The following is a 21,270-nucleotide window of genomic DNA, read 5'->3' as shown; positions in this document are numbered from 1 at the left end:
GAGGTTGTACTCGTTACATGAAGTTGGTAGAAATGGACAAAGAACAGTTACAATCCGCTTTTAATGTCGATATGAAAAAGGGATTGAGCCATCAGGAGGCAAAGAAACGCTTAAAGCAATACGGACAGAATGAACTGGCAGAGGGTGAGAAGCAGTCTGCGCTCATACTGTTCTTCAATCAATTTAAGGATTTCATGGTTTTAATCCTGCTTGCGGCCACCCTGGTGAGCGGGTTGCTTGGAGAGTATGTTGATGCTATTGCGATTATCATGATTGTGCTTGTTAACGGATTTTTGGGTTTTTTCCAAGAACGGAAGGCAGAGAAGTCTTTATCTGCGTTAAAGGAAATGGCAGCGCCGCAAATGATGGTGCAAAGGGATGGTTTATGGACGAAGGTTCAGGCTAAGGACTGTGTTCCGGGAGATATCGTTAAATTTGTCAGCGGTGACCGGATTGGCGCAGATATCCGCATCACGAAGGCGCAAAGCCTGGAGGTGGAGGAGTCTGCCTTAACCGGTGAATCTCTTCCGGTTATGAAATCGGAAGGTGCAATGGTAAAGGAAAGCGCAGGTATTGGTGATCAGGTGAATATGGCCTTTATGGGAACGCTCGTGACGAGAGGGTCTGGCGAGGGAGTGGTTGTTGCAACCGGGATGAAAACAGCGATGGGACAGATTGCTGATTTACTGCAGAATGCCCAAAGTCAGCAAACTCCGCTGCAAATTCGGCTTGAGCAATTAGGGAAGATCTTAATTGTGGCTGCCTTGTTCCTGACCTTATTAGTGGTTGGTATTGGCGTTTTGCAAGGAAATAATTTATATACAATGGTTCTTGCCGGAGTATCACTCGCTGTTGCGGCTATTCCAGAAGGATTGCCAGCCATTGTCACGGTTGCTCTCTCGCTCGGCGTGCAGCGGATGATTCGAAAAAATGCCATTGTGCGCAAGCTGCCTGCGGTTGAGACGTTAGGGTGTGCATCGGTTATTTGTTCAGACAAAACCGGGACCATGACCGAGAATAAAATGATGGTGACAAGGCTCTGGATTGGCGGCCGGGATTGGACGGTTACCGGTAAGGGGTTTGAACCTTCAGGTGAGTTTGAATGCTTGCAGGGAAGCACGGATGACACAGAGGTCAGGCAGCTTTTGACTTACGGAATTCTTTGTAATAATGCTGAACTGAAATTAAAGAAAAAGAATTATTATATAGAAGGCGATCCGACTGAAGGGGCCATGCTTGTTGCAGCTATGAAAAAAGGAATCGATCGTCAGCTTCAATTTGAGAATTATCAGCTATTAAAGGAATTTCCGTTTGAATCTGAGCGGAAGCTGATGAGTGTAATGGTTAAGGATGCGAATGGCAGGCAATTTGTCATTACAAAGGGAGCCCCGGATGTGCTGCTTGGCCGATGCGGCTCTGTACAAATGAATGGGCGCATGCAGCGGATGGATGAGAAGATGCTATCAACCATTATGGCCTCAACGGAGCAAATGGCTGAACAAGCCCTGCGAACGATTGCGGTTGCTTATAAAAGTGTTCCTGCCAATACGGCGATCCTTGATGAGAATGATGCGGAATGTGAACTCGTTTTCCTTGGATTGCAGGGAATGATGGACCCGCCGAGGGCAGAGGTGGCCCAGGCTGTTCAGGAATGCCGGGATGCGGGAATCAAGACGGTGATGATTACAGGCGACCATATGATAACCGCAAAGGCAATAGGAGAGAACCTCGGCATTTATCGAAAAGGCGACAGAGTCATTTCTGGAGCGGAATTGGACAAAATGTCAGCTGAGGACCTGACGGAGGTCGTGGAGGAAACATCCGTGTTTGCACGCGTGTCTCCGGAGCATAAGCTGAAGATTGTATCTGCATTCCAGGAAAGAGGCCATATCGTCGCAATGACGGGAGATGGCGTCAATGATGCTCCGGCAATCAAGGCAGCTGATATTGGCATTGCGATGGGGATTTCTGGTACAGATGTTGCAAAGGAGACCTCCTCTTTAATTCTCTTGGATGATAATTTCGCCACGATTAAGGCAGCGATTAAGGAAGGACGGAATATTTACGAAAATATTCGAAAGTTCATCCGTTATTTGCTCGCCTCAAATGTTGGGGAAATCTTGGTCATGTTGTTTGCCATGATCATCGGGCTGCCGCTTCCACTCTTGCCAATCCAAATTTTATGGGTGAATCTCGTAACAGATGGGTTGCCGGCAATGGCACTTGGGCTTGATCAGCCGGAGGAAAATGTAATGAAACGTCCGCCGCGGCACCCGAAGGAGGGGGTATTTGCCAGAGGTCTTGGCTGGAAGATTATCTCGAGGGGATTTTTGATTGGTTCGGCGACCTTGCTGGCATTTGTGACGGTCTATAAGTCAAATCCGGATAATCTACAATATGCCCAGACGGTTGCCTTCGCCACTTTAGTGCTAGCACAGTTGATCCATGTATTCGACTGCAGGAGCGAGAAGTCGATCTTCTCACGCAATCCCTTTGGGAACAAGTACCTCGTGTGGGCTGTGCTCTCCTCTATTGCGTTAATGGTCGTCGCGCTTTATTATCCGCCGCTTCAGGCAGTGTTCCATACCGTCTCGATTGAACCTCGGGATTGGCTCTTGATTGTTGGTATGGCATCGATTCCAACTTTTTTGCTGGCTGGAACATTTTATGTAAGTAAATCGAAATAAATTGTGATATAATTTTTAAGGTAGTAGAGGGTTCTCTATTACCTTTTTATTTTTATATGGTTTCATTTTAGATAGTGAAACGGTGTAGATTGGAGCTGTTGCTAAATGATCTTAAGCATGACTGGTTATGGAAGAGCAAAAAACGAAGATGATACATTGGCTATTACTGTAGAGATGAAAAGTGTCAATCACCGTTTTTTTGAGTGCAGTATCCGATCGCCTCGACAATTAATGATGTATGAAGACAGAATGAAAAAGATTATTCAGCAAAAGTTACAAAGGGGTAGAATTGAAGTCTTTATCAGCCTCCAAGGAGAAGGGGCTGTTAAGCGGGTTGTAACGCCTAACTGGGAACTAATGGACCAGATTATGAATATATCATCTGAATTCAACAGCAGGTTCAGCGCTTTTACAGAAACGAAGCTGACCGACCTGCTCCAGCTTGAGCACTTCATTCAGATAGAGGAAAAAGAACAGGACAACTCAAGTCTCGAAGGCTTGCTGTTGAAGACTGTGGAAGAAGCAGCCGCACATCTATCCTCCATGAGGGAGAAGGAAGGCCAATTTCTAAAACAGGATTTATTGGGACATTTACAAAAGCTTCAGGGGGAACTTGAGGTTGTCGAAAGGCTTGCTCCGACTGTGCCGAAAGCTTATGAAGCACGATTGAAGCAAAAACTTGAAGAAGCTGTCGGGGATGCTTATGATAAAAATAGGCTGCTGACTGAGATTGCTTTGTTTACGGATAAAGCGGATATACATGAAGAAATCTCAAGGCTGAAAAGCCATATTGTCCAATTTGCTGAGGGTCTGGAGGCATCCGGTCCTATTGGAAGAAAGCTTGATTTCCTCATCCAGGAAATGAATCGTGAAACCAATACAATTGGTTCTAAGGCAAGTGATTCAGGCATCGCAAAAGAAGTGGTCGAAATGAAGGCGATTCTTGAGAAAATGAAAGAGCAAGTCCAAAATGTAGAATAAACAGAGTTTATGACCATACATACAAGCAAACAATAGGGATGGAGGCTAATCAATGTCAATCAAATTAATCAATATCGGTTTTGGGAACATCGTTTCCGCCAATCGTATTGTAACCATTGTTAGTCCGGAGTCGGCACCTATAAAGAGAATTATCCAGGATGCAAGGGATAAAGGCTCATTAGTGGATGCCACGTATGGAAGAAGGACGCGCGCAGTCATCATTACAGATAGTGACCATGTCGTTTTATCAGCTGTTCAGCCGGAAACGGTAGCAGCAAGATTACATGATCGAGATGAAAGCGTGTCGGAAGGATAGGTGAAAGTGTTGGAAGAAAAAGGATTATTAATCGTATTATCGGGGCCATCAGGTGTTGGAAAAGGAACGGTAAGAAAAGCCATCTTTGACCAGCCTGATGTTAATTTTGAATATTCTATCTCAGCGACCTCCCGTAAGCCTAGGGAGGGAGAGGTTCATGGGGTTGATTATTTCTTCAAAACGCGTGAGCAATTTGAAAACATGATTGCCAATGATGAACTGCTTGAGCATGCTGAATATGTTGGCAATTATTATGGCACTCCGATTGAGTACGTTAAGAAGACCTTGGAGGAAGGAAAGGACGTCTTCCTTGAGATTGAAGTACAAGGGGCAAAGCAAGTTAGAGAGAAATTCCCGGATGGGCTGTTTATTTTCCTTGCGCCTCCAAGTCTGAAGGAATTGGAGAACCGCATCGTGACAAGGGGAACGGAAACGGATGAGTTAATCCGCAACCGCATGAAAGCTGCTCGTGAAGAAATTGAAATGATGAACCTATATGATTATGTGGTCGAAAATGATCGTGTCGAGCATGCATGTGAGCGAATCAATTCTATTGTTGTTGCTGAGCATCTCCGCCGTGAACGTGTGGAAAAACGATATCGAAAACTATTGGAGGAAGAAAAATAATATGTTATATCCATCTATTGACGCATTGTTAACGAAAATTGATTCAAAGTATTCTTTAGTATCTGTGGCAGCTAAGCGTGCCCGCTTCTTACAGGAATCAGGCGAGCCTTCTAGAATCGCAAAGCCGGTTTCACATAAATATGTCGGCAAAGCGCTTGAAGAAATCCATTCAGGCGACCTTACCTACAAAGTTGTTTCAGACGAAGTTCTAGATTATTGATATAACAGAAAGAAAACAACCTTACAGCTTCTGAAGGTTGTTTTTTTTGCTGGCAGTAATACCGTGCACCGTTTATAGTAAAGAATAATAGGAATAAGTTTGCGGGAAAAGCATTTCCCGCTTTTTTTAGAAGACTGTACGGAAAGCCCGTATAAAGCTGGGTGAACAGCCGGGAAGCACAGTCTGCAGAATAGTTGATGGCGGAGGGAAAGAAATGCTGAAAGATAAGAAAATCCTTTTGTTTGTTACCGGCGGAATTGCCGTTTATAAAGCAGCGACCCTAACGAGCAAGCTTGTGCAGGCAGGGGCAGAGGTTAAGGTTGTTATGAGTGAATCTGCCATGAAGTTTGTCACACCGCTCACGTTTCAGTCCTTGTCTAGAAATGACGTCTTCTTTGACACATTTGATGAAAAAATCCCTGGGAAGATTGCTCATATCGATTTGGCTGATTGGGCAGATGCTGCTGTTATTGCTCCTGCGACAGCCAATATCATTGGGAAATTGGCGAACGGGATTGCAGATGATATGGTGTCTACCATTCTGCTTGCTGTAACGGCTCCACTTTTCATTGCACCAGCGATGAATGTCCATATGTATGAGCATAAGGCAGTGCAGCGCAATATGAATCGCTTGCGTGAGGATGGCTATTCCTTTATTGAACCGAATGAAGGATATCTGGCCTGTGGTTATGTCGGAAAAGGCAGGCTGGAGGAGCCGGAGGCCATTGTCGAAGTGCTGAGCGCGCACTTTGATCCAGGTACACGTCCTTTATATGGGAAAAGGATCCTTATTACGGCAGGACCCACCCGAGAGAAAATTGACCCAGTCCGATATGTATCTAATTATTCAACAGGAAAGATGGGCTATTCTCTGGCAGAGGCAGCGCTGAAGATGGGGGCTGAGGTCACCGTGGTAAGCGGTCCAGTTACCGTCATACCGCCGTCTGGCGCCCGAGTCATTTCAGTTGAGAGTGCATTGGAGATGTATGAGGCAGTCATGGAGGAAATGACAAAAGCAGATATTATCATCGGCACAGCCGCTGTGGCAGATTATAAACCGCTTCAAGCAGCAAGCCAGAAGGTCAAGAAGCAGGATGGAGATATGAGCCTGGCGATGACCAGGACGAAAGATATTCTAGCGGAAGCCGGGAGACGAAAAAACGGACAAATTCTAATCGGTTTCGCTGCGGAAACGAATAATGTGGAAGAGTACGCCAAGAAAAAGCTTGTGAAGAAGAATGCGGATATGATTGTGGCCAATGATGTCATGAAAGAGGGAGCAGGCTTTGGCACAGACACAAATATTGTGACACTTTACAAGAAAGATGGCACCTCAGTGGAATTGCCGTTAATGAGCAAGCTTGAGACTGCAGAGGCAATTCTGAATGAAGCAGCCAGGATGGAACCCATCGAGGCAAATGTGTAATGATAGCTGAAGTCATTGTCGATGTGCCGGCCCAGCAAACGGACCGGCCTTTTGATTACCGTGTCCCCGATAAATGGGCCGGAATGATTCAAGAAGGCATGAGGGTTACAGTACCATTCGGACCGCGTAAGCTGCTTGGTTTTGTGGTGAGACTGAAGGAGACCTCTGAGTTTAAGGCGTTAAAGAGTATCAGCGGTCTTCTAGATATAGAGCCAGCTCTGAATAAAGAGCTCCTTGAACTCGGGCATTGGCTGGCTGATGAGACGATGTGCTTTAAGATCTCCGCCTTCCAAGCAATGCTTCCGGCAGCCATGAAGGCGAAATATGAAAAGCAAGTCAGGCTCTCAAGGGGCATGTCAGCAGCAGATCTGCTGCCGGAGCTCCAGTCTGCCTTTCAAAAAACAGGAACCGTTAAATGGGATGATGTCCAAAATGATGCGTTATTGCCGCTCATAAAAGCTGAAATGGACCGTGGAGTGCTAGAGCTCTCCATCAAAGTCAGCAATAAAGGAAATGTAAAAAAGGAAAAATATATTAAGCCTCTGCTCGACCGGGACGGCCTGATAAATCAGCTGAATGCAACGGCCAAAACCGCTAAGAATCAAAGGCTTGTGCTGAATTATTTCTTAGAGAACAACGAGGAGGTCTCCCTGTCAAAAGTTTTGAAGGAGACAGGTTTATCCGGCTATTCAGCACTTAAACCGCTCGTCAATAAAGGTGTTCTTCACATGGAAGAACGAGAATCCTACCGGGATCATTATGACCAGCAGGAATTTGAGCCAGATGCTACCTTACCCCTGACAGAAGAGCAGCGTGGTGCAATGGGACCGATTGAGAGGGCTGTAGCGGAGAAAAGGAATGAAACCTTCCTGCTGTACGGGGTAACTGGAAGCGGCAAAACGGAAATCTATCTTCAATCCATCAAGCGCATTGTCGATCAAGGGAAAGAAGCCATTGTGCTTGTGCCGGAGATATCGTTAACCCCCATGATGGTTACACGCTTTAAACGCCGCTTTGGCAATTTGGTTGCCGTGTTACATAGCGGATTGTCCACTGGTGAAAAATATGATGAGTGGAGGAAAATTCAGCGTGGCGAGGTGAAGGTTGTCGTTGGGGCAAGATCTGCTGTATTCGCTCCGTTTACGAATATCGGCCTGATTATCATTGACGAGGAGCATGAGGGCAGCTATAAGCAGGAGGAGACACCGAGGTATCATTCAAGGGATGTCGCTTTGAAACGGGCAGGCCATCATCATTGCCCGGTTATCCTAGGCAGTGCCACTCCGTCGCTTGAAACCTTTGCCCGTGCAAAAAAAGGGGTATATACCTTGCTCACGCTGAAAAGCCGTGTCAATCAGCGGGCCTTGCCGGAAGTGTCTATCGTTGACATGAGGGATGAAATGAGAGGCGGGAATCGTTCTATGTTTTCTGAGCTTCTATTTGAGAAGCTGAAGGAGCGAGTGGAAAAAGGTGAGCAATCCGTCTTAATGCTTAATCGGCGCGGACATTCATCCTTTGTCATGTGCCGCAATTGCGGTTTGGTTGTTACTTGTCCAAACTGTGATGTGTCAATGACCTTCCACCGCGTCCAGTCGCTCATGAAATGTCACTACTGCGGGCTGGAAGAGAGAGTGCCGGATGTATGCCCTGATTGTGGAAGTGACCATATCCGCTATTTTGGAACCGGTACGCAAAAGGTTGAGGAGGAACTTGGCAAACTGATGCCGCATGCAAGAGTCATCCGGATGGATGTTGATACAACAAGTCGTAAGGGAGCTCATGAGGCTTTATTGAAGAAGTTTGAGGATGGACAGGCTGATATTCTGCTCGGCACGCAAATGATTGCTAAGGGCCTGGATTTCCCGAAGGTAACGCTCGTCGGTGTTTTATCGGCTGATACAATGCTCCATCTGCCGGACTTCCGGGCATCTGAACGAACATTCCAACTGCTTACACAGGTGAGCGGACGTGCGGGCAGGCATGAGCTGCCTGGCGAGGTCGTCATCCAAACCTATACGCCAGAGCATTACAGCATCCAGCTCGCCGCCGAACAGGATTATGAGGGATTCTTCATGCGGGAGATGTTTCTAAGGAAGCAAAATGATTATCCACCGTATTATTATATCGCCCTATTGACCGTATCTCATGAGGATGTGCTGAAGGCAATGGATACGGCAGATAAGATTACGACATTCATTAAGAGGAATGTCGGCCCGCATACAGTGGTGTTCGGACCATCTGCTTCTCCTATGTCTAGAATCAATAATAGATATAGATACCAATGTCTGATAAAATACAAGCGGGAACCGAAACTAACGGAAATCTTAAAAACATTAAATGAAACATATGGACGAAATGCTGCACAATCCGGTCTTCAACTGTCGATTGATGTGAATCCGTTTATTATGATGTAGAAAGAAGGAAAAAAGAAGTGGCTGTATTACCAATCGTGAAACATCCAGACAAGAGGCTGGAGACAACCTGCAAGAAGGTAGAGGTCTTTGATAAGAAATTAGCAAAGCTGCTTGATGATATGTACGATACGATGATTGAGGCTGATGGCGTAGGTCTTGCTGCTCCTCAAATCGGCAAAAATATTCAAGTAGCCATCGTTGATGTGGATGATGAATCTGGAACAATTGAATTGATCAATCCCGAACTCATTGAAAGTAATGGGAAGGATACGGATATAGAAGGGTGCTTGAGCTTCCCGGGAATTTACGGGGAGGTTGAAAGACCGACATTTGTAAAGGTTCAGGCACAGGACCGCTTTGGCAGATGGTGCGTGATAGAGGCGGAGGATTATATGGCAAGAGCGATTCTCCATGAGATGGACCATCTGGAGGGAGTGCTGTTTACCTCGAAGGTAAGCCGTTATGTGAGTGAAGAAGAGTTGGAAGGATATGAAGCAGAATGACAAGAATCGTATTTATGGGCACGCCGGATTTTTCCGTAGGCGTCTTGGAACGTTTAATTGAAGATGGGTATTCAGTTGTCGGGGTTGTTACGCAGCCAGACCGTCCTGTAGGCCGTAAACGTGTGCTGACACCGCCGCCGGTTAAGGTGACCGCCGAAAAGCATGGTATTCAAGTGCTTCAGCCTGAGAAAATCAGACTGGATGAAGAGGTCGATAAAGTATTGGCGCTTGAGCCAGATTTAATCGTGACAGCTGCATTTGGACAAATTCTGCCGAAACGTCTGCTTGAGGCACCTAAATACGGCTGCATTAACGTCCACGCGTCCTTGCTTCCAGAACTGCGCGGTGGAGCGCCGATTCATTATGCAATCATACAGGGAAAAGAGAAAACCGGCGTGACAATCATGTATATGGTGGAAAAATTAGACGCAGGAGACATGCTTGCAAAAGTAGAAGTGCCAATCGAGGAAACCGATCATACAGGAAGTCTGCATGATAAATTAAGCGCTGCTGGGGCAGAGCTGACTTCAAAGACAATTCCAGCCCTTTTAAACGGGGAAATCACTCCTGTGAAGCAGAATGAGGAAGACGCGACTTTCGCTTCAAATATTAAACGGGAGCAGGAATTAATCGATTGGACAAAAACCGGCGAAGAGATTTATAACCATGTACGTGGTTTGCATCCGTGGCCAGTCGCCTATACTTTATTTAAAGGGAAAGTCATTAAGGTTTGGTGGACAGAAAAAGTATCCTCCACAAAGGCTGGCGAACCTGGAGAGGTGCTTGAACTTCTTAAGGATGGTATCCTTGTGAAGACTGGAAATCATACAGCTATTAAGATTACGGAATTACAGCCTGCCGGCAAGAAAAGAATGAGCGCCGAGCAAATGCTAAGAGGTGCACATGATTTTGCGCCAGGAATGAAATTGGGAGAATAAAGAATGCCTCAAAAAAAGAATGTCAGGGAAATTGCCCTGGATATATTAACGGCTGTACAAAAGAATAAAGCATACAGCAATCTATCACTTAACCACGCGATTAAGGAATCGGAGCTATCTTCAAAAGATGTCGGCTTATTAACCGAACTTGTGTATGGCACGATTCAGCGTGAAATGACATTGGACTATTATATAACCCCATTTATCAAAAATCCTAAAAAAATGCAGCCTTGGGTACTGAGTTTATTGAAAATGACCGTCTTCCAGATGCAATACTTAGATCGCGTGCCAGACAGGGCAGCCATTCATGAAGCGGTCGAAATTGCGAAGAAAAGAGGCCATCGGGGTGTAGCATCGCTTGTGAACGGCGTGCTTCGTTCCATTCAGCGTGAGGGAGTGCCTGATATCTCAGCAATCAAAGACCCGCTTGAGAGGATTTCCATTTCAACCAGCCATCCGCTCTGGCTCGTGAAGCAATGGGCTCAGCAATTTGGTTTGGAGAAAACGGAACAAATGTGCGAGGAAAACCTGCATGCACCAGTTCAGACAGCAAGGGTTAATAGACTGAAAACAACGAGGGAAGAGGTTCTGAAAATCCTTGCAGAGGAAGGATTTACGGCAGAGCCGAGCCTCTTGAATGAAGATGGTATCCGGTCCTTGCGCGGCAATCTGGCATTGTCTGATGCATATAAGAATGGACTGATCTGCATTCAGGATGAGAGCTCTATGCTTGTTGCCCACGCGGTTTCACCAAATGGAGAAGAGATGGTGCTGGACAGCTGTGCCGCTCCTGGCGGTAAAACAACGCATATGGGTGAGAGAATGGAGAATGAGGGGAAAATTATTGCCCTTGATTTGCATGCTCATAAGACAAAATTAATTGATGAACAGGCAATGAGACTTGGTTTGTCGAATATAGAGACTAGACAGATGGATGCACGAAAAATTGCAGAGTTTTTCGAGCCGCAAACATTTGATAAAATATTAGTAGATGCCCCATGCTCAGGCCTCGGTGTGCTGAAGAGAAAGCCGGATGCCAAATATACAAAAACAGAGGCAGACCTTCATTCTTTATCAGCCATCCAATTAACGATCCTAAGGAAAGTATCCGGACTCGTAAAGGCTGGGGGAACAATCACGTATAGCACATGCACGGTAGGCAGAGAAGAAAATGAAGCGATTATCGATGCCTTTTTAGAGGAGAACAAGGAGTTTGAACGAGACCTTACCCTTGCAAGTCGACTGCCTGAAGCTGTCAAGCCATATGTCAACGAGAACACTGTACAAATACTACCACAATATTTCGGAAGTGATGGATTCTTCATTGCTTCCATTCGAAGGAAGGCTTAATAATGGAACAATCAAAAGTGAAGGCAGTAAAGAAGCAGGATGAAAAGCCGTCAATCTACTCCTTGCAGCTAGATGAACTAAAAGAATGGCTCGAACAAAATGGCGAAAAGGCATTTCGAGCATCACAAATATATGAATGGCTATATGAGAAGAGAGTATCCTCCTTTGAGGATATGACGAATCTTTCAAAGGATCTTCGAACCAAATTGGCGGAATCCTTTACCTTAACAACCTTAAACACGCTTATTCAGCAAACATCCAAGGATGGCACGATCAAATTCTTATTTGAGCTGCATGATGGCTACTCCATTGAAACGGTTCTAATGAGACATGATTACGGTAATTCAGTCTGTGTTACCACTCAGGTTGGCTGCCGGATTGGCTGTACGTTCTGTGCATCCACATTAGGCGGGCTGAAACGAAATCTGGAGGCAGGAGAAATCGTCGCACAGGTCGTAAAAGTACAGCAAGCGCTTGATGAGCTTGGTGAGCGCGTCAGTTCCGTCGTTATCATGGGTATTGGCGAGCCGTTCGATAATTACGATAATATGATGTCCTTCCTGCGCATTATCAATCATGATAAAGGGTTGAATATCGGTGCCCGTCATATTACGGTGTCAACGAGCGGAATTGTACCGAAGATCTATAAGTTCGCCGATGAGAAGCTTCAGATTAACTTTGCTATTTCCCTTCATGCGCCGAATACGGAGCTGCGAAGCAAATTAATGCCAATTAACCGGGCTTATAAGCTTCCTCAGCTGATGGAGGCTGTTAAGTATTATGTGGATAAAACAGGCCGGCGCATCACGTTTGAGTATGGTTTATTCGGCGGGGAGAATGATCAGGTTGAGCATGCGGAGGAATTGGCTGCCTTAATTAAGGGATTGAAATGCCACGTAAACTTAATTCCGGTCAACTATGTGCCGGAGAGAGACTATGTACGTACCCCGAAAGAGCAAATCAAACTATTTGAAGATACGCTTAAAAAGCATGGTGTGAACGTAACGACAAGAAGAGAACAAGGGCATGATATTGATGCGGCATGCGGACAGCTGCGTGCGAAGGAAAGGAAAGAAGAGACGAGGTGAAGGGATGAAGGCTGTTTTTAGGACTGACCGGGGAAAGGTTAGAGTGCATAATGAGGACCAAGGAGGGATCTTCTTTCGAGAAGAACCCTCTTATATGGCTTTTGCCATCATTGCTGATGGGATGGGCGGTCATCGAGCAGGAGATGTCGCAAGCGAGATGACTGTTTCTATCTTGAAGGAAGCGTGGGAGAAAACGGACCTTGATGAAGCGCCTGCTTCCATCGAATCATTTTTACAAGACCAAATTCAAATCGCTAATCGTGAGCTTCACCGCCATTCTCAGACACATGAGGAATGTGAAGGAATGGGAACGACCATTGTTGCGGTACTTTGCACCGAGCGGAGTGCAACAATTGTTAATGTGGGTGATTCTCGATGTTATTTGTTTAATGAAGATGGGTTTAAACAAGTTACGGAAGACCATTCTTTAGTTAATGAATTAGTGCGTTCCGGTCAAATATCCAAAGAAGACGCCGAGCATCATCCAAGAAAGAATGTCATCCTCAGAGCACTAGGTACAGAAGCAACTGTGGAGGTAGATGTCCGGACGATTGTGTTTGAGGAAGGGGATTTACTCCTCCTTTGTTCGGACGGCCTTTCTGATAAATTATCAGAAGCAGAAATACGGGATATCCTTATGAGCGGCCAATCGCTTGATGAGATGGCAGATACGTTTATTCAAAGGGCGAATGATAATGGGGGAGAAGATAATATCACTCTAGCAATCCTTCTTCACAACTTTGAAAGTGAAAGAGGGTGAGTTGAATGTTGATAGGGAAAAGAATCAGCGGCCGTTATAAGATCATCCGCATGATTGGCGGCGGCGGCATGGCGAATGTATATCTGGCGAGAGATATGATTCTTGACCGTGATGTGGCATTGAAGGTTCTCCGGATGGATTTCTCTAATGATGAGGAATTCATCAAGCGGTTTCACCGTGAGGCACAATCGGCAACCAGTCTGACTCACCCGAATATTGTCAGTATTTATGATGTCGGTGAAGAGGACGGTATTTATTATATCGTGATGGAATATGTTGATGGCATGACGCTTAAGCAATACATCCAGGCTTTTTCTCCGATACCTGTAGAGAAAGCACTCGACATTATGAAACAAATTACGTCCGCTTTAGCGCTTGCGCACCAAAATCACATTGTACATAGAGATATCAAGCCTCATAATGTTTTGATCGATCATGAGGATAATGTGAAAATAACGGATTTTGGCATTGCGATGGCGCTGAGTGCGACATCTATTACTCAAACAAACTCTGTGTTGGGCTCTGTCCATTATCTTTCCCCAGAACAAGCGAGGGGCGGGATGGCAAACAAAAAGTCTGACATCTACTCCCTTGGGATCGTCATGTTCGAGCTGCTGACAGGCAGGCTGCCTTTCTCGGGAGAGTCGGCTGTTTCCATTGCTTTAAAGCATTTGCAGTCCGAGACACCGTCACCAAGAAGGTGGAACCCAGCTATTCCTCAAAGTGTAGAGAATATCGTCTTGAAAGCAACGGCTAAAGATTCCTTCCACCGTTATGCAAGTGTGGAGGAAATGGCAGAGGATTTGAATACGGCTCTCAACCCGGAAAGGCTGAATGAAAGCAAGTTTGTCATACCGGAAGATGATGATGTCACGAAAGCCATTCCAATTATCACGAATGATGAACTGTTCCAGAATCAGGATGAGACGAAGGTTATAGCTGAACAGGATGATACAGTCGCATCGGGTGCATCATCAAAAAAGAGCAGTGACGGAAAGAAGACCAAGAAGGACAAAAAAGAAAAAAAGAATAAGAAGGCAGATAAAGAGAAAAAGCCGAAGAAGAAACGAAGCTGGGTAAAGATTACGGCCATTATCTTTGGTATTATGGTTGTCTTGGCTGTTTTGGCCGTCCTATTCCTGCCCGGAATTCTGGCTGCGAAGGATGTAGAGGTCCCGGATGTTTCAGATACTCAACTGGACAAGGCCCTTTCCGCTTTGGGAGCATCAGGCCTTGAAATTGGTGAAGTCATCGAGAGAGAGGATGATGAAATCGAAGACGGCAATGTGATTAAAACGGAGCCAGAAGCAGGCAGCATCGTGAAGGAAGGCTCATCTGTCGATGTATACTACAGCATTGGGAAAAAGAAGGTTGAAGTGCTGAATTACATTGGGCGTGATTATGAGGACATTGAAAACCTGCTGGAAAACTTCGGCTATAAAGATATCGTTATTAATAAAGTGAATGATGAATCTGAGGTTGGAACGGTTCTAGAGCAGGAGCCTGGCAAGGGAGAGAGTGTTATTCCATCAGAGACGGTTTTGACGCTGACAGTATCCAATGGACCAGCCAAGGTGAATTTGAAAGACTTAACGGACTATACGAAGAAGGCATTGGATGATTATGCCGCAGATACAGGTCTAAGAATCACGTTCGCTGAGGAACAATACAGCGATTCCGTTCCTGCAGGCCAGGTTATTTCTCAATCTCCAGCAGCAGGAACTGCTCTTGAGGTGGGTTCCGAGGTGAATGTTGTTCTCTCTAAAGGAGCGGAAGAAATCCCGCCGCAGGAGGAGACGAAGGAAGTAACCATTACGTATGATGAAGAACTTGAAGGAACACCTCAGACAGTGACCATCTTAATTGAGGACCTTGATAATACGATGACAGAACCCGTAGAGACATTCGAAATAACGGAAACGGTTAAGAAAACCTTGCATTTCAGGATTCCGTACAAGGGACGAGCGGGGTATAAAATCATTAAGGATAACAGTGTGTATGACGAAGGCGTCATCAATTATTCCGGAAATGATTGAATAAAGGAGTGAATATATGCCTGAAGGCAAAATCATTAAAGCATTAAGCGGCTTTTATTATGTTATGGATGGTAACCAGATCATCCAGTGCAGAGGACGCGGTGTTTTCAGAAAGAAGAAGGTATCTCCTTTAGTTGGTGATATCGTTGATTTTCAAGCAGAAAACCCGACAGATGGCTATATCATGGAAATTAAGGAACGGAAGAATGAGCTAGTCCGTCCCCCTATCGCCAATATTGATCAAGCCATTCTTGTCTTTTCTGCCGTAGAGCCCGAATTCAGCCCTGGATTGCTTGACCGCTTTCTTGTGCTGGTTGAATCAAAGGCCATTGCGCCAATTATATGCATCAGCAAGGTAGATTTGTTGGATGAAGCTGGATTAACTCAGATTGAGGGATATGCAGAGCATTACCGGAATATCGGCTATAAGGTGATTCTTACCTCTTCCAATGAGGAAACAGGCGTTGCAGACCTAATGCCGTTTATCCACGGAAAAACATCCGTTTTTGCCGGCCAATCGGGCGTAGGAAAATCCTCTTTATTGAACGCTCTTGATCCGGAGTTGAATTTAAAGACAAACGAAATTTCTTCACATTTAGGAAGAGGCAGACACACGACAAGGCATGTTGAATTAATCAATATTGGAGATGGCTTGATTGCCGATACACCGGGATTCAGTTCTCTAGAATTCACCGATATTGATGCGGTTGAGCTTAGTGATTGCTTCCCTGAGATAAGAGAGAAGAGTGCAGAATGCAAGTTCAGGGGATGCATGCATGTGAAGGAACCGAAATGTGCGGTGAAGGAAGCTGTTGAATCTGGTGAGATAGAGTCCTATCGATATGATCATTATCTGCAGTTCCTAGAAGAAATTAAAGATAGAAAGCCGAGGTATTAATTATGGTAAAGATTGCACCATCCATTTTATCAGCTGACTTTTCTAAATTAGGAGAAGAAATCAAGGATGTTGAACGCGGCGGGGCTGATTGGATTCATATTGATGTGATGGACGGGCATTTTGTTCCGAATATCACGATTGGTCCGTTAATTGTTGAAGCGATCCGTCCGATTACGAAGCTCACTCTTGACGTCCATTTAATGATTGATAATCCAGATCAATATATTGAAGCTTTTGCAAAAGCGGGTGCTGATTATATTACCGTTCATGCAGAGGCCTGCACACATTTGCACCGGACCATTCAGTTGATCAAGTCATTCGGCGTGAAAGCTGGTGTGGTGCTGAATCCTGCAACACCGGCTTCTGTGCTGGAATATGTGCTGGAAGAGCTAGATATGGTCCTTCTCATGACTGTCAATCCAGGCTTTGGAGGACAAGCCTTCATTCCATCAGTGCTGGATAAGATCGAACAAGTCCGCAGCATGATTGATGAGAAGGGATTGGCTGTTGAGATTGAGATTGACGGCGGTGTTAATCCTGAGACGGCAAGACAATGTGTCGAACGCGGGGCAACCGTGCTTGTGGCAGGTTCGGCTATCTATAACAAAGCAGACCGAAAACAGGCGATTGCCGATGTTCGCGGATAAGGCGAAGATATAAGGAAGATAGAGTGAAAAATCACCGATGAAAGGGTGATCCGATTGGGCCGCTTGGCTTATGCCGGATCATCCTTTTTCTTCAGAAGGAGGAATTGATGTGAATATTCGAATTGTCGCAGGAGGACCAGAGGAGGGGCTGCCTGACCTGAAAGCAATCGCAGCCATGGAGGATAGGCAGCTCTGGTGCGGAGCCGACAGAGGTGCTTTGGTACTTGCTGAGAGGGGCATTGAGATGGAAGCAGCCTTTGGTGATTTTGATTCCGTTACGGAGGAGGAAATGGACACAATCCGTCAATTTGCCAAGGATGTCTATCCATACCCGGCGGAAAAGGATGAGAGTGATCTTGAGCTTGCAGTTGAATGGGCGTATGGGTTAAACCCAGACAAGATAACCATTTATGGGGCTACAGGCGGAAGGATGGATCATGCCATGGCTAATATGATGCTTCTTGCAAGCGAGGAACACCTGAAGCAGCCGGTAAAGACAGAGCTTGTGGACAATCAGAATGAGATCTCCTTTTATGAGCCTGGGGTTTATACGATTCACGAACAAGAGAAGCGTTATGTATCCTTCCTGCCTATTAGTAAAGAAATATCCGGCATGACACTTACCGGCTTTTTGTATCCTTTGACAAATGATACATTAATCCGGGGCAGAACACGGTCAATCAGCAATCAATTAAATTCCCCTACCGGTACTTTTTCGTTTACCTCCGGCATATTAATGATGATAAGAAGCACAGATTAATATGCTCTAGATAGGCTAATAGCATTTATAGATAAGCCATTAATGCAGGATGAACCAGGAAAAGGATCAGTTTCAGGCTAGCATTAAGGAGGGACAGAATGAAATTTTATACGATTAAATTGCCCCGCTTTTTAGGCGGGATTGTCAAGGCTATGTTAGGAGCATTCAAGAAAGGATAAGGGATGGCGGGCTTTTTTGCCTGCCGGCCTTCGAAATTTATACACTGTTTCGCACCCGTCATTTTCATGAGGGTGTTTTTTTATGAGAAAGTTTTGTTCCTTAAGAGGGTTAATTTGGTGAATAGGGGAAAAATGAAAAAGCATCCTGCCTTGACAGGATGCTTTGTTTCGCTTGATTAAACGCGTTCAACTTTGCCAGATTTAAGCGCTCTTGCAGAAACGTATACTTTTTTCGGTTTTCCGTTTACAAGAATACGTACTTTTTGAACGTTCGCTTTCCATGTACGTTTGTTAGCGTTCATAGCGTGAGAACGGTGGTTTCCGGAAGTTGTTTTTCTACCAGTGATAACACATTTGCGTGCCATAGCCAAATTCCCTCCTTACGTGCTTATGTTAATGAGTTCTTTTAGTCGGTCTCTTCAAAAGATACCTTAATAATTTAACACACCTCCTGAGAGATTGCAATACAATTGGGACGGTCTTTCAAGAAAAAAGCCTTGACATAAGATTTTAACTTTGATTAATTGAAATAGGATAAAGACTTTCCATTCAAAAGTGATTATAGTAAAATGTTTTTAGCTATGGTTAACCTAAAGGGGGAATTAGTATGTCCATTGAAATGAGCACCAAATTCGGACAAATAGATATTTCGAATGATGTAGTGGCAATCATTGCAGGCGGTGCAGCGGTTGACTGCTACGGTATTGTTGGCATGGCATCAAAGAACCAAATTAAAGACGGACTTAGCGAAATTCTTCGTAAAGAAAACTTCTCCAAGGGAGTTGTGGTCAGACAAGAGGAAGATGAAATACACATTGATATGTATATCATCGTGAGCTATGGAACAAAAATCTCAGAGATTGCTCACAACGTACAATCTAAAGTGAAATATACGTTGAATCAAACTGTAGGACTATCGGTTGAATCCGTTAATATTTTTGTTCAAGGGGTTCGTGTGACGAATCCGTAATTTAAGGAGGAAATTTTAGTGGTTATAACATCTATTGACGGCAAAAGATTCGCCGAAATGGTCATACAGGGAGCAAACAGGCTTTCTGCCAACGCAAAATTAGTTGATGCGTTGAATGTCTTCCCTGTACCGGACGGAGATACAGGGACGAATATGAACTTGTCGATGACTTCTGGAGCGAATGAAGTTAGAAATAATGTGCAAGATCATATCGGAAAAGTAGGATCTTCCCTGGCGAAGGGTCTTCTAATGGGTGCGCGAGGCAACTCCGGCGTTATCTTGTCCCAGTTGTTCCGCGGATTTGCAAAGAACATTGAAGCGAAAGCGACGATTAACAGCAAAGATTTTGCACAAGCGTTCGAAGCTGGGGTAGAAACAGCTTATAAAGCGGTTATGAAGCCTGTTGAAGGTACCATTCTTACGGTTGCAAAAGATGCAGCTAAAGCTGGTATGACAGCTGCTGAGAAGGAAGAAAGCATTACAGCTGTTATGGAGGCTGTTCTTGCAGAAGCGAAGGCTTCCTTGAAGCGTACGCCTGATCTATTGCCGGTTCTTAAGGAAGTTGGCGTTGTTGACAGCGGCGGGCAAGGACTTGTATTTGTGTATGAAGGTTTCTTAGCAGAGCTAAGAGGTGAGAAATTAGCTGAAACACCAGATAGCAAGCCGAAAATGGACGAGCTTGTCAAGGCTGAGCATCATATGAGCGTTCAAGGCCATATGAAAACCGAAGACATTGAGTTCGGCTACTGCACAGAGTTTATGGTTCGCTTTGAGCCGGAGAAGATTGCAGAAAACCCATTCAATGAAGAAAAATTCCGTCAGGATTTAAGCCAGTTTGGAGATTCCTTGCTTGTTATCTCAGATGATGACATTGTAAAGGTTCATATCCATGCTGAGAATCCTGGAAATTGCTTGAATTATGGGCAAAAATACGGCAGCTTGATCAAAATCAAGGTTGAAAATATGCGTGAACAGCATTCCACGATTTTGAATGAAACAGATAACCAATTACGTGAGAATACAGTTCCTGCGCAAACAGAAAAGAAACCATTCGGCGTTGTTGCCATCGCCATGGGAGAAGGAATCGCTGACCTGTTCCGAAGCATCGGCGCTGATATTGTCATCGAAGGCGGTCAAACAATGAACCCGTCTACAGAGGATATCGTTAAAGCGGTTGAATCAATCAATGCGGACCACATCTATATCCTTCCGAACAACAAAAATATCATTATGGCGGCTAACCAAGCCTCTGATGTGAGCGAGAAGGCTGTAACAGTGATTCCAAGTAAAACAATCCCTCAAGGATTAACAGCTCTTCTTTCCTTCAACCCTTCTGCAGCTGCACAAGAGAATGAGGAATTGATGAACGAAGCTCTGCAAAATGTCGTGACTGGACAAATTACATTTGCTGTTCGTGACACAAGCATTGAAGGCCTTGAAATTGAGAAAGACGATTACATGGGTCTGATCGACGGCAAGATTAAAGTCAAAAATAAGGATCGAGTCGAGGCGGCAAAAGAAGTTCTAAGCACGATGCTGGATGACGCTGAGATTTTAACGATTCTATATGGTGAGGAAACTTCCGAGGATGAAGTTGATGCCCTTGTTGATTACTGCGGCGAAGAATACCCGGATCTTGAAGTAGAGGTCCATAATGGTAAACAACCGCTTTATTCCTATATTTTTGCGGCTGAATAAAAAGAGCATAATGTGGAAAAGAGAATAGAAGGGGTCTCGCCCCTTCTATTTCATTATGTACAGATATTTAAGATATTTATCGGATATCGTAGGAGGAGAGGATACACACATGAAATATAAAAGTGTCTTTGATATTATCGGTCCTGTCATGATCGGTCCTTCCAGCTCGCATACAGCAGGAGCTGCCCGTATCGGCCGAGTTGCACGCAGTCTATTCAATCGCCAGCCTGACTGGGCGGTTGTTTCCCTGTATGGATCATTTGCCAAGACCTATAAGGGACATGGGACAGATGTGGCCATCATTGCCGGATTGCTTGATTTTGACACCTCAGATCCCCGCCTGCCACAGGCATTGGAAATTGCCAAGAAAGAAAATCTGAAAGTGACATTTATTGAAGAAGAGGCCATTACAGATCATCCGAACACGGCAAGAATTCGCATGGGTGATAGTGAAGGAGAAATGGAACTGGTGGGAATCTCCATCGGCGGCGGGAAAATAGAAATCCTCGAATTAAACGGCTTCGAGCTGCGTCTCTCCGGCCATCATCCGGCCATCCTCGTTGTCCATGATGATAAATTTGGCGCCATTGCCAGTGTTTCCAATGTGTTGGCACGTCATCAGATTAATATTGGCCATATGGAAGTATCCAGAAAAGAGGTTGGAAGCACAGCCTTGATGACGATTGAAGTGGACCAAAATATCGGGCAGGACATATTGGATGAAATCACTCAACTAGACCATATTACAAGAGTAACGAAAATAGCTGATTAA

21 protein-coding genes are annotated in these 21,270 nt (G+C 45.0%); 20 read left to right on the top strand and 1 reads right to left on the bottom strand.

Annotation, left to right across the window (positions count from 1 at the left end):
• The first annotated feature begins 17 nt into the window (after positions 1 to 17).
• From AC622_RS13175 to spoVM, 17 genes are all read left to right on the top strand, one after another.
• Entirely contained in the window at positions 18 to 2,687 is a 2,670-nt protein-coding gene (locus AC622_RS13175) for a calcium-translocating P-type ATPase, SERCA-type (protein WP_049671480.1), read from the top strand.
• Positions 2,688 to 2,792: 105 nt separating this feature from the next.
• Positions 2,793 to 3,668 carry a YicC/YloC family endoribonuclease gene (locus AC622_RS13170; protein ID WP_049671479.1) on the top strand — a complete coding sequence of 292 codons (876 nt, stop codon included), beginning with the start codon at positions 2,793 to 2,795 and terminating at the stop codon, positions 3,666 to 3,668.
• A gap of 52 nt (positions 3,669 to 3,720) precedes the next feature.
• Complete coding sequence (gene remA, locus AC622_RS13165) at positions 3,721 to 3,984, top strand: extracellular matrix/biofilm regulator RemA (protein WP_049671478.1); 264 nt, start codon at positions 3,721 to 3,723, stop codon at positions 3,982 to 3,984.
• Positions 3,985 to 3,993: 9 nt separating this feature from the next.
• Positions 3,994 to 4,611 (top strand): guanylate kinase, encoded by a 618-nt coding sequence (gene gmk, locus AC622_RS13160; protein WP_049671477.1) that lies wholly within the window; start codon positions 3,994 to 3,996, stop codon positions 4,609 to 4,611.
• Position 4,612: 1 nt separating this feature from the next.
• Positions 4,613 to 4,831, top strand: a complete 219-nt coding sequence (rpoZ, locus tag AC622_RS13155) for a DNA-directed RNA polymerase subunit omega (protein ID WP_049671476.1) — start codon at positions 4,613 to 4,615, stop codon at positions 4,829 to 4,831.
• 214 nt (positions 4,832 to 5,045) lie between these two features.
• Positions 5,046 to 6,257 carry a bifunctional phosphopantothenoylcysteine decarboxylase/phosphopantothenate--cysteine ligase CoaBC gene (gene coaBC, locus AC622_RS13150; RefSeq protein ID WP_049671475.1) on the top strand — a complete coding sequence of 404 codons (1,212 nt, stop codon included), beginning with the start codon at positions 5,046 to 5,048 and terminating at the stop codon, positions 6,255 to 6,257.
• Positions 6,257 to 8,671, top strand: coding sequence for a primosomal protein N' (priA, locus tag AC622_RS13145; RefSeq protein WP_049671474.1), 2,415 nt, complete (start codon positions 6,257 to 6,259; stop codon positions 8,669 to 8,671). Before coaBC ends, priA begins: the two co-directional genes overlap by 1 nt.
• Before the next feature lie 17 nt (positions 8,672 to 8,688).
• Positions 8,689 to 9,174 (top strand): peptide deformylase, encoded by a 486-nt coding sequence (gene def, locus AC622_RS13140; RefSeq protein WP_049671473.1) that lies wholly within the window; start codon positions 8,689 to 8,691, stop codon positions 9,172 to 9,174.
• The gene (gene fmt, locus AC622_RS13135) at positions 9,171 to 10,112 is read left to right on the top strand and encodes a methionyl-tRNA formyltransferase (RefSeq protein ID WP_049671472.1); all 942 of its coding nucleotides are present in this window, start codon (positions 9,171 to 9,173) and stop codon (positions 10,110 to 10,112) included. The genes def and fmt overlap by 4 nt, the downstream gene beginning before the upstream one ends.
• A gap of 3 nt (positions 10,113 to 10,115) precedes the next feature.
• Entirely contained in the window at positions 10,116 to 11,462 is a 1,347-nt protein-coding gene (gene rsmB / locus AC622_RS13130) for a 16S rRNA (cytosine(967)-C(5))-methyltransferase RsmB (protein ID WP_049671471.1), read from the top strand.
• A gap of 2 nt (positions 11,463 to 11,464) precedes the next feature.
• Positions 11,465 to 12,550, top strand: a complete 1,086-nt coding sequence (gene rlmN, locus AC622_RS13125) for a 23S rRNA (adenine(2503)-C(2))-methyltransferase RlmN (protein ID WP_049671470.1) — start codon at positions 11,465 to 11,467, stop codon at positions 12,548 to 12,550.
• A 4-nt stretch (positions 12,551 to 12,554) separates the two neighbouring features.
• Entirely contained in the window at positions 12,555 to 13,310 is a 756-nt protein-coding gene (locus AC622_RS13120) for a Stp1/IreP family PP2C-type Ser/Thr phosphatase (protein ID WP_049671469.1), read from the top strand.
• Positions 13,311 to 13,315: 5 nt separating this feature from the next.
• Entirely contained in the window at positions 13,316 to 15,346 is a 2,031-nt protein-coding gene (pknB, locus tag AC622_RS13115; RefSeq protein WP_049671468.1) for a Stk1 family PASTA domain-containing Ser/Thr kinase, read from the top strand.
• Positions 15,347 to 15,362: 16 nt separating this feature from the next.
• Positions 15,363 to 16,244 carry a ribosome small subunit-dependent GTPase A gene (rsgA, locus tag AC622_RS13110; RefSeq protein WP_049671467.1) on the top strand — a complete coding sequence of 294 codons (882 nt, stop codon included), beginning with the start codon at positions 15,363 to 15,365 and terminating at the stop codon, positions 16,242 to 16,244.
• 2 nt (positions 16,245 to 16,246) lie between these two features.
• On the top strand, positions 16,247 to 16,891 hold the full coding sequence (gene rpe / locus AC622_RS13105) for a ribulose-phosphate 3-epimerase (protein ID WP_049671466.1): 645 nt from the start codon (positions 16,247 to 16,249) through the stop codon (positions 16,889 to 16,891).
• A 109-nt stretch (positions 16,892 to 17,000) separates the two neighbouring features.
• A complete protein-coding gene (locus tag AC622_RS13100) occupies positions 17,001 to 17,651 on the top strand; it encodes a thiamine diphosphokinase (protein ID WP_231589528.1) in 651 nt (216 codons plus the stop codon).
• 98 nt (positions 17,652 to 17,749) lie between these two features.
• Positions 17,750 to 17,830, top strand: a complete 81-nt coding sequence (gene spoVM, locus AC622_RS13095; RefSeq protein ID WP_049671465.1) for a stage V sporulation protein SpoVM — start codon at positions 17,750 to 17,752, stop codon at positions 17,828 to 17,830.
• Between the two features lie 176 nt (positions 17,831 to 18,006).
• On the opposite strand, the gene rpmB is transcribed toward spoVM, so the two are convergent.
• On the bottom strand, positions 18,007 to 18,195 hold the full coding sequence (rpmB, locus tag AC622_RS13090) for a 50S ribosomal protein L28 (RefSeq protein WP_049671464.1): 189 nt from the start codon (positions 18,193 to 18,195) through the stop codon (positions 18,007 to 18,009).
• Between the two features lie 242 nt (positions 18,196 to 18,437).
• Between rpmB and AC622_RS13085 the strand changes: the two genes are divergently transcribed.
• From AC622_RS13085 to sdaAB, 3 genes are all read left to right on the top strand, one after another.
• Positions 18,438 to 18,800 (top strand): Asp23/Gls24 family envelope stress response protein, encoded by a 363-nt coding sequence (locus tag AC622_RS13085; RefSeq protein ID WP_049671463.1) that lies wholly within the window; start codon positions 18,438 to 18,440, stop codon positions 18,798 to 18,800.
• Positions 18,801 to 18,818: 18 nt separating this feature from the next.
• A complete protein-coding gene (locus AC622_RS13080) occupies positions 18,819 to 20,498 on the top strand; it encodes a DAK2 domain-containing protein (RefSeq protein ID WP_049671462.1) in 1,680 nt (559 codons plus the stop codon).
• Between the two features lie 109 nt (positions 20,499 to 20,607).
• A complete protein-coding gene (gene sdaAB, locus AC622_RS13075; protein ID WP_049671461.1) occupies positions 20,608 to 21,270 on the top strand; it encodes an L-serine ammonia-lyase, iron-sulfur-dependent subunit beta in 663 nt (220 codons plus the stop codon).

Origin of the sequence: Bacillus sp. FJAT-27916 (assembly GCF_001183965.1) — a bacterium.
In the GTDB taxonomy this organism is placed as follows: domain Bacteria; phylum Bacillota; class Bacilli; order Bacillales; family Pradoshiaceae; genus Pradoshia.
This window is presented reverse-complemented; position numbering and strand designations above follow the sequence as displayed.

Excerpts from the sequence above, each read along its gene's own strand:
- AC622_RS13175 (WP_049671480.1), top strand. The coding sequence starts at position 18 with ATGAAGTTGGTAGAAATGGACAAAGAACAGTTACAATCCGCTTTTAAT.
- AC622_RS13170 (WP_049671479.1), top strand. The coding sequence starts at position 2,793 with ATGATCTTAAGCATGACTGGTTATGGAAGAGCAAAAAACGAAGATGAT.
- remA (WP_049671478.1), top strand. The coding sequence starts at position 3,721 with ATGTCAATCAAATTAATCAATATCGGTTTTGGGAACATCGTTTCCGCC.
- rpoZ (WP_049671476.1), top strand. The coding sequence starts at position 4,613 with ATGTTATATCCATCTATTGACGCATTGTTAACGAAAATTGATTCAAAG.
- coaBC (WP_049671475.1), top strand. The coding sequence starts at position 5,046 with ATGCTGAAAGATAAGAAAATCCTTTTGTTTGTTACCGGCGGAATTGCC.
- priA (WP_049671474.1), top strand. The coding sequence starts at position 6,257 with ATGATAGCTGAAGTCATTGTCGATGTGCCGGCCCAGCAAACGGACCGG.
- fmt (WP_049671472.1), top strand. The coding sequence starts at position 9,171 with ATGACAAGAATCGTATTTATGGGCACGCCGGATTTTTCCGTAGGCGTC.
- rsmB (WP_049671471.1), top strand. The coding sequence starts at position 10,116 with ATGCCTCAAAAAAAGAATGTCAGGGAAATTGCCCTGGATATATTAACG.
- rlmN (WP_049671470.1), top strand. The coding sequence starts at position 11,465 with ATGGAACAATCAAAAGTGAAGGCAGTAAAGAAGCAGGATGAAAAGCCG.
- AC622_RS13120 (WP_049671469.1), top strand. The coding sequence starts at position 12,555 with ATGAAGGCTGTTTTTAGGACTGACCGGGGAAAGGTTAGAGTGCATAAT.
- pknB (WP_049671468.1), top strand. The coding sequence starts at position 13,316 with ATGTTGATAGGGAAAAGAATCAGCGGCCGTTATAAGATCATCCGCATG.
- rsgA (WP_049671467.1), top strand. The coding sequence starts at position 15,363 with ATGCCTGAAGGCAAAATCATTAAAGCATTAAGCGGCTTTTATTATGTT.
- rpe (WP_049671466.1), top strand. The coding sequence starts at position 16,247 with ATGGTAAAGATTGCACCATCCATTTTATCAGCTGACTTTTCTAAATTA.
- spoVM (WP_049671465.1), top strand. The coding sequence starts at position 17,750 with ATGAAATTTTATACGATTAAATTGCCCCGCTTTTTAGGCGGGATTGTC.
- rpmB (WP_049671464.1), bottom strand. The coding sequence starts at position 18,195 with ATGGCACGCAAATGTGTTATCACTGGTAGAAAAACAACTTCCGGAAAC.
- AC622_RS13085 (WP_049671463.1), top strand. The coding sequence starts at position 18,438 with ATGTCCATTGAAATGAGCACCAAATTCGGACAAATAGATATTTCGAAT.
- sdaAB (WP_049671461.1), top strand. The coding sequence starts at position 20,608 with ATGAAATATAAAAGTGTCTTTGATATTATCGGTCCTGTCATGATCGGT.